At 39.0% G+C, this 10,266-nt stretch carries 9 protein-coding genes and 1 pseudogene; 7 read left to right on the forward strand and 3 right to left on the reverse strand.

Annotation, left to right across the window (positions count from 1 at the left end):
- Positions 1-55: 55 nt before the first annotated feature.
- On the reverse strand, positions 56-856 hold the full coding sequence (locus tag CL42_RS14410; protein WP_035270104.1) for a tetratricopeptide repeat protein: 801 nt from the start codon (positions 854-856) through the stop codon (positions 56-58).
- A gap of 290 nt (positions 857-1,146) precedes the next feature.
- Between CL42_RS14410 and CL42_RS14415 the strand changes: the two genes are divergently transcribed.
- From CL42_RS14415 to CL42_RS14425, 3 genes are all read left to right on the forward strand, one after another.
- Entirely contained in the window at positions 1,147-1,392 is a 246-nt protein-coding gene (locus CL42_RS14415) for a hypothetical protein (RefSeq protein WP_035270107.1), read from the forward strand.
- A 170-nt stretch (positions 1,393-1,562) separates the two neighbouring features.
- Positions 1,563-2,147: a TetR/AcrR family transcriptional regulator gene (locus tag CL42_RS14420; RefSeq protein WP_035270109.1), complete on the forward strand. Its 585-nt coding sequence runs from the start codon at positions 1,563-1,565 to the stop codon at positions 2,145-2,147.
- Positions 2,148-2,153: 6 nt separating this feature from the next.
- Positions 2,154-3,341 (forward strand): MFS transporter, encoded by a 1,188-nt coding sequence (locus CL42_RS14425; RefSeq protein WP_035270112.1) that lies wholly within the window; start codon positions 2,154-2,156, stop codon positions 3,339-3,341.
- A 61-nt stretch (positions 3,342-3,402) separates the two neighbouring features.
- On the opposite strand, the gene CL42_RS14430 is transcribed toward CL42_RS14425, so the two are convergent.
- Entirely contained in the window at positions 3,403-4,839 is a 1,437-nt protein-coding gene (locus tag CL42_RS14430; RefSeq protein ID WP_035270115.1) for an NCS1 family nucleobase:cation symporter-1, read from the reverse strand.
- A gap of 212 nt (positions 4,840-5,051) precedes the next feature.
- Between CL42_RS14430 and CL42_RS14435 the strand changes: the two genes are divergently transcribed.
- Positions 5,052-5,756, forward strand: coding sequence for an aspartate/glutamate racemase family protein (locus tag CL42_RS14435; RefSeq protein ID WP_035270118.1), 705 nt, complete (start codon positions 5,052-5,054; stop codon positions 5,754-5,756).
- Between the two features lie 177 nt (positions 5,757-5,933).
- Here CL42_RS14435 and CL42_RS14440 read toward each other — a convergent pair whose 3' ends face one another.
- Positions 5,934-6,656, reverse strand: coding sequence for a YgfZ/GcvT domain-containing protein (locus CL42_RS14440; protein WP_035270121.1), 723 nt, complete (start codon positions 6,654-6,656; stop codon positions 5,934-5,936).
- Positions 6,657-6,928: 272 nt separating this feature from the next.
- On the opposite strand from CL42_RS14440, the gene acnD reads away from it, so the two are divergent.
- The 3 genes and pseudogenes from acnD to CL42_RS14455 form a co-directional block, all read left to right on the forward strand.
- Positions 6,929-9,547 (forward strand): Fe/S-dependent 2-methylisocitrate dehydratase AcnD, encoded by a 2,619-nt coding sequence (acnD, locus tag CL42_RS14445; protein ID WP_035270124.1) that lies wholly within the window; start codon positions 6,929-6,931, stop codon positions 9,545-9,547.
- 146 nt (positions 9,548-9,693) lie between these two features.
- On the forward strand, positions 9,694-9,852 hold the full coding sequence (locus CL42_RS17085; RefSeq protein ID WP_155757004.1) for a hypothetical protein: 159 nt from the start codon (positions 9,694-9,696) through the stop codon (positions 9,850-9,852).
- Positions 9,853-10,067: 215 nt separating this feature from the next.
- Positions 10,068-10,266, forward strand: a pseudogene (locus CL42_RS14455) (hypothetical protein); the annotation flags it as partial.

A 10,266-nucleotide genomic window follows, 5' to 3' on the forward strand; every position in this document is an offset into this window, starting at 1 on the left:
TATCTCGCGATAGGGTTTTTGTATTTGAGCATCGGTTTAAAATTTAAATTAATGCTTAAGATTTAGCTTTAGTATTTGCTGCAGGTTTTTTTGCACTCTCAGCAATCAGTTTGTTCACGATCGCTAGATTTTCTTTGGCTTGAGGAATATTTTCATCTGCTAAAGCACTAAATATTTTTTTTGCCTCAGGTAAGTTTTGCGGAACGATATTCCCGTTTACGAACATGTTACCAATGGCCATAAGCGCAGGGATATATCCTTTTTTACCTAAATCTTGAATGCTCGCTAAACCTTTTTTCACAGGCGCTTCAGTTTTAGTCTTAAAGCCTAATGAAATATCGTATAACGCTTGAGCATGAATGGCTGGATAACTTCCTTTCTTAATTAAAGGATCAAGTTTTTGTAACGCGAGCTTATCAGATTGTTCTTTGCCTTCAGAGAACAGCAGAACCGCAGATTCAACAATCGCATCTTCAAAACCTTGAGCTGCAGCTTTATCTAGGTATTCACGAGATTTTTTTTCATTTTTGGTCAGACCCAAGCCACCAGTGGCATAGTTTTGCGCCAATACATAATTGGCTAGAGGATAGCCTGCAGTGCCAGCTTGTTCATAAAGTTGTACTGCTTTTTTGTTGTCTTGTTTGGTTCCTTGACCAGCTTGGGTCAGATATGCCAAGTTATAAGTCGCTTGGGGATTCCCAGCTTTTGATAAGCGTTCAAGTTCTTGGTAGGCCGCATTGTAATTCTTTGCTTGAATGAGTTCCTGTACTTTGCTGAATGCAGGATCGACTGGTGCGGCAGCGAAACTAAATGAGGTGGCTACAGCGAGTAAAGTACCACATAATATTTTTTTCATAATTGTTTTATACCTATCTTAAAAGCAACCCTATTTATCTGATGTAAATACAGTTTTATACCATTTCATCATAGTCCGAATTATGTGAATGTAAATATAGAATATGTATACATCCTTCAAATTTAGCTTCGCTTTGTGAATAAAGTGTGTGCATTGCTGTATAAGCATATGAAAGACACTGGATTTATGTTGTTCAGCCTTGAATATATGGATTTAACCAAAATTTTAACCCACTAGTAGTTCTTTGATGGTTTTGCTTAAATACGCATTGTGCAATGAGGTGGTCAACGATGTTTATAAAAGGCATAAAGCGTAATTACGATAAAGTTTTTCAAGATGATTCAATCCCAGATGAACAAAAGATAGATGCGCTCTTATTGAAACTTGGCGAGCAGTATTTGGTGAGTCAGGAGAATCGAGTGTATGTATTCCAAAAAAGTGATTTAACCGTAAAGTTTGATGCTAAACACGCGAGAGCATTTCATTTTAAAGATTATGTGGTGAAGGATATGAATAAATTATTTCATGGCTTTTAGATTAAAACCTCCTAGCGATATAGGAGGTTTTTTTTATGAGTCATCTCTCAATCGATTGACAGTTAAAATCTATTCTATCTAACGCCTTGGTCTTATTTTTATATCTTTATCAATAAAAAAACTCTATTATAAAACGATACGAAACGTATCGTTTTATTTGTGAGGATTTCATGACAGTCGAAGACAAAAGTGCACGACGCCGATCATGTATTTTAGCTTCAGTCAAACAGGCTTTGAATGAAGTGGAATATCACCAACTGACAGTAGAAGACATTGCTTCACGTGCTGGGGTGGGAAAGTCGACCATTTATCGATGGTGGTCACATAAATCTGAACTAGTTCTAGACACTTTTAAAGAGCTCACACTCTCAATTTTTGAGTTTGAGCCAGAACTCGATCTTGAACAAAATCTTAATCAACAATTGCTTCGTTTGGCTGAGGCTTTAAATCATCCAGTGGGACGAGCGATGTTGGTGGTTATGGCGAATCATCGTGAATTGGCTGCAACATTCTTCAAGCAATATTTGTTACCTAAACGTGTTCAACTGCATCACCTGATTCAAAAGGCGATTGAGGCGGGGGAGCTGATTGAACATGATCACTATGATTTGGTGCTTGATCGACTCTATGGTCCTATTCATTACCAAATTATTTTCTTTAATCATTTGCCTGATGAGCACTATATCCGTCAATTGGTCAAACTGAGTTTAGATCCATTACGCCCTCAAGCCCAAACATTAATGCGACAAGAGTAGATTTTCATGAGTGTAACCACCGAACGACTTTGGAATCGTTCATTTATCTTGTGTGTATTAAATAATTTATTTGTTTTTATTTACTACTTTGCCATGTTGGCTGTCCTTCCGATTTACATTGTGAAGGACTTAGCGGGATCAGTTGAAGAAGCAGGATTAGCGTTAACGCTTTTTCTCGCCTCATCAATAGCAGTACGACCATTTTCAGGCATGATCATTCAAAAAATGGGTAAGCGACTCACTATGCGTGGATCGAGCACGTTTTTTGCGGTCTTTGCATTTGCTTATTTATTCATTGATAACATGTGGTCATTGTTGCTTATACGATTTTTACATGGGATATGGTTTAGTGTGTTGACCACTGTGGCTGTTCCAGTCGCAAATGACTTTATTCCTGAGCATCGTAAAGGTGAAGGCATGGGCTATTATGTGATGTCCACTAACCTAGGTGTGGTATTTGGACCGTTAATTGCGCTTACCATGATTCAATTTTATAGCTTCCAAATTTTATTCGGTGCTCTCGCGGTGCTCATCAGTTTAGGTCTAATTTTTAGCTGGCTATTAAATATTCCAGCGAATCAGATACCTCAGCAACATAAAATGAATAAAAAAGGTTTTAAGCTAGACGATTTTCTTGAGCCTAAAGTTTTTGCTGTAAGTGGTGTTGCTTTACTTACAGCTTTTGCTTACTCGAGTATTACTAGTTTTATTACGGTTTATAGTGAGAGCAAACAACTGCTGGCGTACACCAGTGTATTTTTTATATTGTTTGCGGCGTCGATGTTAATTGTAAGACCTTGGGTTGGTAAAATTTATGATCGTCAAGGTCCGAGTGCTGTTATCGTTCCTTCTTTTATATTTTTTGCGATTGGGCTTGTGGTCGTAACACTAGTCAATAATCAATGGATGTTGTGGTTATCTGCAATTTTTATTGGAATTGGATATGGCTCAGTATTTCCTTGTTTGCAAACGCTCACCATTCAAACTGTAGATAAACAACGGATGGGGCATGCAATATCAACATTCTTTATTTGTTTTGATATTGGTCTGGCAGTTGGTTCAGTTGTAATGGGATTAGTTATCGCACAATGGAGCTTTGAATTTATGTACTTGTGCTGTGCAGTGTTGGTGATTTTGACTCTATTGTTTTATCAAAAATATGTTTCTAAAAAGATGATTGAGAAGATTGAGTAAATTGAATTTGGGGTTTGATAACTCTTAGATTAAAAAAGCCTCCGTTAAGGAGGCTTTCTAATTAAGCTACTTTTTTCTTGGTGACGTGGACTTTTTGTTTTGCATCTCGAGCGAGGAAATAGTAGAACGTTCCACCTAAAAATGCACCGATGAACCAGTTAAATGGTGCTAAAACTTGCAACAAAGGTACAAGGGTAAACGTCAAGCAAATCACAACAGCTGGTGCAAGTGCCCCAATTGCTTTTGGATTAAATCCATTTCGATACCAATATGCGCCATCCTTTTTGTCGTTAAAAAGATCCTCAACAACCACTTGCTGTTTTTTAACAAAATAGAAATCGGCAATTAATATCCCGAATAAAGGACCAATAAATGCAGCCAATACATCGAGGGTATAATGAATCAGTTCAGGGGAGTTAAATAAATTCCAAGGTGTAATGAGAACTGAACCGACCGCTGCGATCATACCGGCACTTCTAAAACTGAGTTTCTGTGGGAAAATATTAGAAAAATCAAACCCAGCAGAAACGAAATTCGCCACGATATTAATACCAATAGTGGCAGTCAATACTGTTAATAAGCCCAAAACAACTGCGAAAGTATTATCAATCATTGCGACTGTTTCTAGCGGGTCAGTCACCATTTTGCCGAATAAGCTATAAGTTCCTGAAACAATTACCACAGTGATTAATGAGAAGAAAATAAAGTTAAATGGAAGTCCCCAGAAATTACCTTTTTTAACCTGTTGCATTGATTTTCCATAACGCGAAAAATCACCAAAATTGAGTAAAAGACCCGAAAAATAAGAAACGACCAAAGCAATTGCAATAATGGTTTGTGTAACTTGTTCAGAGGTGGTGAGCGTTTTCGAGCCTAAATTGAAAGAAATATTTGACCAGCCCACTTGTGCAACTAACCATGCTGCAAGCGCAAACATGACCACATAAACTAATGGTCCAGCCCAATCAATAAATACACGAATCGCATTCATTCCTTTCCAAAAGACTAAAGCCTGTAAAACCCACATCAATCCAAAACAGATCCAACCAATCGCTGAAAGTCCTACAAAACTGATTTCTGATAAAGGTATCAAGCTTGGGAAAAACTTGAGCGCGACGATCATGAGTGCATTTGAAGCGAGCCAAGTTTGAATACCGTACCATGCTAAGGCAATGATTCCCCGAATAAGTGCGGGGATATTTGCCCCGAACACGCCAAAGGATTGTCTTGCGATGACCGCATAAGGTACGCCAGAGACTTGGCTGGGTTTTGCGACTAAATTTGCAGCAATTTGTACAATTACAATACCGACAATTAAGGCGATAAACACTTGCCAGCTTGCAAGACCGAGTGCGAACAAACTCGCAGCTACGACATATCCCCCCATACTATGAACATCAGACATCCAAAATGAAAAAATGTTGTACCAAGACCAATTTTGTTTTGCGGGCGCAAGATCGGCATTGGTTAATTTAGGACTATAATTTTCTTGATTCATTTTAACATTCACATTGTTTCGCTACTTTGTTCTGAGCAGAAACTATGCCAAATGATAAAATAATAAATATAAGATGTTGTTATTTAATAAAATATTTTATATTTCTCTTTTGGTTTAAAAATTGCTAGATATTTATGTTCAATTTTTTATTGCAATTTTTTGTTGATAAAAAAACTAATATTTTCTTATGAAATTCAAAGTGTAACGATCTTATGTCTCTAAAAATTCAAGTGATCAATCCCAATACGAGTGCTGCAATGACAGAAGTTATTGGTCAAGCAGCCCAAAATGTAGCAAATATAGGTACAGAAATCTTAGCAGTATGTCCAAAAAAGGGCGTAGCCTCAATTGAGGGGCATTATGATGAAGCAATATCTGCCATCGGTGTGTTGGATTTAATCCAACAAGGTAAAGAATTAAACGTTGATGGTCATATTATTGCGTGTTTTGGTGACCCTACCTTACATGCAGCACGTGAACTTGCCGAAGCACCTGTAATAGGAATTGCTGAAGCTGCATTTCATATGGCGACCTTGGTCGCGACCAAGTTTTCAATTGTCACTACATTGGAACGGACGAAAATCATCGCTGAGTATTTATTGAATGAGTATGGGTTTAGAGATCATTGTGCTCAAATACGTTGTATTGATTTACCTGTTTTGGCTTTAGAGCAAGATCCAGATTTTGCCTATCAACAACTTTTAGTGAGCTGTACTCAAGCTAAAAATAATGATGGAGTTGGCGCGATTGTACTGGGTTGTGGAGGCATGGCTGAAATGGCAGAGCGAGTTAGTGCAGAGCTGAATATCCCGATTATTGATGGTGTACGTGCTGCGGTTAAGTTGGTTGAGGGTTTACATGGTATGGGCCTCAAAACCAGTAAGTGGGGAGATTATGATTTTCCGCGAAAAAAATGATAAAGAACTGACTTTGAAGTGAAAAGGATTTTAGTCGGACCTTCAAAAGATCTAATTTTAGATATAGAAAAAAAATAGGGATTTAGATTTCATGAAGAATACCAAACTGTCGTATTGATTAGTTTGGCATTCTTTCTTTATGTCGTGTAAATTTTTTGCTCAATAATTATTTCAAGCTTACTGTGGTCTAGCCACATCACCATTTAAATACTCAGGCAAATCTAAAACAGTCACGTCTAACTCTGCTAATGCTTCAGGACGTGCCACCACCAAAGCGATATAACCGTTTTTGAATGGCGCACTATTGACGACTTGTACACTTTTATCGAGTTGTTCAGCTTCTGCAGGTGCAGCACCTGTACCCTGAATTAAATGTAACCACGCTTTCGGTTTAGCTTTAAACCATAAACGTGCAATCACTTCCTGACCCAAGTAACAACCCTTGTCATAGTGAACGCCTTCACGTTGATGTAAACGGAGTTCTTGGGGTTGGAACACGTGTTCTATGACTTGATCAATGTAAGCTTGACCATGTTGAATGGCCTGAACTTGCCAAGCGGAAATATCTGTTACTTCTGTTGAGAACGTTGTGGTGTCACCTTGAAGCGTAGGATAGACCTGACCTGCTTCTTCAAGTTTCATTTTGGAAAAAGCACCAAATTTTTTAATGTGTTTGGAAAATTCTTCAGCTTGATCTTGAGTGGTTACAATGACAAAGCTTTCAGGATTCAGCTTTGTCAGCCATAAACCAAAGTGAATTCGACCTTTTAAATCACAAATTGCTGTGTAGCGCGTGATATTTTCTTCAAGGCGCTCAACATGCAACGTCACTTGACCTTGTAAAAATTTTTGAGCATCCACGCCATTAAGCGTAAATGAGGAGAAAGATAAATTGTTCATTTTCTATGCTCGAATCTGAATCTAATACTAAAGAATTATCCCAATTTTCCACTATTTTTCAAAAAAAAGCACATAACTGCTTATTTATCTGCGTTATTTGAAACAAAATATTTCAAAAACCCTATTTTTTGTACCTAAGTGGATGAAATATATAAGATTTGGGAAATGGACTTTCAGCAGTGTACTATGCCATCACAAATGATGAAGTCTCATCAACAACAAAATGTTTAGAAAGTTTAGAAAAAAGATGCTCAAGGCAAGGCAGGAACGCGATGAATAACAACTACCGTAAACCACTGCAAGGTACCCAGCTTGAATATTTTGACGTGCGTCAAGCCGTTGAAGATATTGAGCCAGGCGCATATGCAAAATTACCTTACACATCGAAAGTACTTGCAGAACAACTGGTACGTCGTTGTGATCCAGCAATTTTAGAGCAATCTTTAAAAGAGTTGATTTACCGTAAACAAGATCATGATTTTCCTTGGTATCCTGCACGTGTCGTGTGTCATGACATTTTAGGCCAAACGGCTCTTGTCGATCTCGCAGGCTTGCGTGATGCGATTGCTGATCAAGGGGGGGATCCATCTAAAGTCAACCCTGTTGTACCGACACAGCTGATTGTCGATCATTCTTTAGCAGTGGAATATGGTGGTTTCGACCCTGATGCATTTGAGAAAAACCGTGCAGTGGAAGATCGTCGTAATGAAGATCGTTTCCATTTTATTGAGTGGACCAAAACTGCATTTGAAAATGTTGATGTGATTCCTGCGGGTAATGGCATCATGCATCAAATCAACTTGGAGAAAATGTCTCCAGTGATTCAAAACCGTGGTGGCGTGGCTTTCCCTGACACGTGTGTGGGCACAGATTCACATACACCGCATACGGATGCTTTAGGTGTCATTTCAATTGGTGTCGGTGGCTTAGAAGCTGAAAACGTGATGCTTGGTCGTGCATCTTGGATGCGTTTACCTGACATTATTGGTGTAGAGCTTGTTGGTCAGCGTAAGCCGGGCATTACGGCAACTGATATCGTATTGGCTTTAACAGAGTTCTTGCGTAAAGAGCGTGTAGTCGGTGCTTATTTAGAGTTCTTTGGTGAAGGTGCAGACACCATGTCGATTGGTGACCGTGCAACGATTTCTAATATGACCCCTGAATATGGTGCAACGGCGGCGATGTTCTACATCGACCAAAACACCATTGATTATCTGACACTGACAGGTCGTGAGCCTGAGCAAGTGAAGCTTGTAGAAACCTACGCCAAAGAAATTGGTCTGTGGGCAAGTGATATGACTAAAGCCGAGTACCCACGTGTACTCCGTTTTGATCTTTCAACGGTCACTCGTAACATTGCGGGGCCATCAAACCCACATGCGCGTGTATCGACAAGCGATTTAAAAGCAAAAGGTATTGCAGGTAATTTAGACGCTGCTCGTGCGCAAGAAGCAGAAGGCTTAATGCCTGATGGTGCAATCATCATCGCTGCTATTACATCATGTACCAATACCTCTAACCCACGTAATACGGTTGCAGCTGGCTTGCTTGCTCGTAAAGCCAATGAACTCGGCTTAGTGCGTAAGCCGTGGGTGAAATCATCTTTTGCACCGGGTTCTAAAGCTGCAGCATTGTATTTAGAAGAAGCAGGTGTACTCGGTGATTTAGAAAAACTCGGTTTTGGCATCGTGGCGTATGCATGTACCACATGTAACGGGATGTCAGGTGCGTTAGATCCAAAAATCCAACAAGAAATTATCGACCGTGACCTCTACGCAACGGCTGTTTTATCAGGTAACCGTAACTTTGATGGTCGTATCCATCCTTATGCAAAACAAGCATTCTTAGCATCTCCACCTTTAGTTGTGGCGTATGCGATTGCAGGGACGATTCGTTTTGATATCGAAACGGATGCTTTAGGGCATGACAAAGATGGCAACCCAATTTATTTAAAAGACATTTGGCCATCAGATGAAGAAATTGATGCATTGGTGAAAGTTGCGGTTAAACCTGAGCAATTTAAGAAAGTGTATATTCCAATGTTTGATTTGGGTGAGAAAGTTCAAGCTGCAAGCCCATTGTATGACTGGCGTCCGCAAAGTACTTATATCCGCCGTCCGCCATATTGGGAAGGCGCACTTGCAGCACCACGTACTTTAGCCAATATGCGTCCACTTGCGATTTTGGGCGATAACATCACCACAGACCATTTATCTCCATCGAATGCGATTATGATGGATTCGGCAGCAGGTGAATATCTACATAAAATGGGCGTGCCTGAAGAAGACTTTAACTCATACGCAACGCACCGTGGTGACCACTTAACGGCACAACGTGCGACCTTTGCCAACCCGAAACTGTTTAATGAAATGGTAGTGCGTTCGGATGGTACGATTAAGCAAGGGTCTAAAGCGCGTGTAGAGCCTGAAGGCGAAGTGATGCGTATGTGGGAAGCGATAGAAACCTACATGAACCGTAAACAGCCTTTGATTATTGTTGCAGGTAAAGACTATGGTCAAGGCTCGAGTCGTGACTGGGCTGCGAAAGGTGTTCGCCTTGCAGGGGTTGAAGCGATTGTGGCAGAAGGTTTCGAGCGTATTCATCGTACCAACTTGGTCGGTATGGGGGTGTTACCGCTTGAGTTTAAGGCAGGAACTGACCGTAAAACTTTAGGTTTGGATGGTACTGAGCTGTATAGCGTGATTGGGAATATTGCACCTCGTTCGACTTTGACTTTAGTTATTGAGCGCTCAACGGCGGATGGTAAAAATCAAACGATTGAAGTGCCTGTGACATGCCGTTTAGATACCGAAGAAGAAGTGTCTGTGTATGAAGCGGGTGGAGTATTGCAACGCTTTGCACAGGATTTTTTAGAGGGGAATGTGGCTTAATTGAGAAGAAGGCTCCGATTTAGGAGCCTTTTTTTTCGAGGATAATATTTTGGAAAATGAGGATATTTTTCATATGGTTTTTTGAGTTAGAAGAAGCAATTATTAGTTATTTTAAGAACGTAAATAAGCAGGGTGTATGGTTGTTTTTGGCTATCTTAGGTGCATTTAGTGCTCCAAATGATTATTTAAAATGGCTAGCTTTTATAATAATCATTATTATGGTAGCTCGTGAAGTTGATAATACTGAGGCTTGGTATTTAGCAGATAATAATAATTTCAAAATGATGCTTAACTGTAAAAAATAAAATTGATCAAAGGGAGATAGATTTAGCGTATAAAAAATATTGAAAGAAAAACTTATTCAGTTAGATTAAAAATATTTTAAATTTAGTGTTATCTCATTGAAAATATGTATTATTTTTTTCTTGCAATGATTTTTTAGTAGCATCTATTGCATATATGATTTCAAAATGAAAAAGACGGTTGACTATTATTTGTAAAACTATACTTAGGAGATGAGATGACTGATAAAAACTTAAACACAAATTTTCTCGATATCAGGGTTTTAGGTTACAAAGCAGTAGTAGGTTTAGTACCTGGTTGTGGTTCTATACTTTCAGAAATGGTTGGGGCTATTATTCCCGATCAGCGAATGGATAGATTGGTTAAATATATAAAAATATTAGATGAAAAACTTCAGCAAATAGATAGTGAGGTTA

The sequence above is a fragment of the Acinetobacter sp. Ver3 genome (assembly GCF_000632455.1).
Lineage (GTDB): Bacteria > Pseudomonadota > Gammaproteobacteria > Pseudomonadales > Moraxellaceae > Acinetobacter.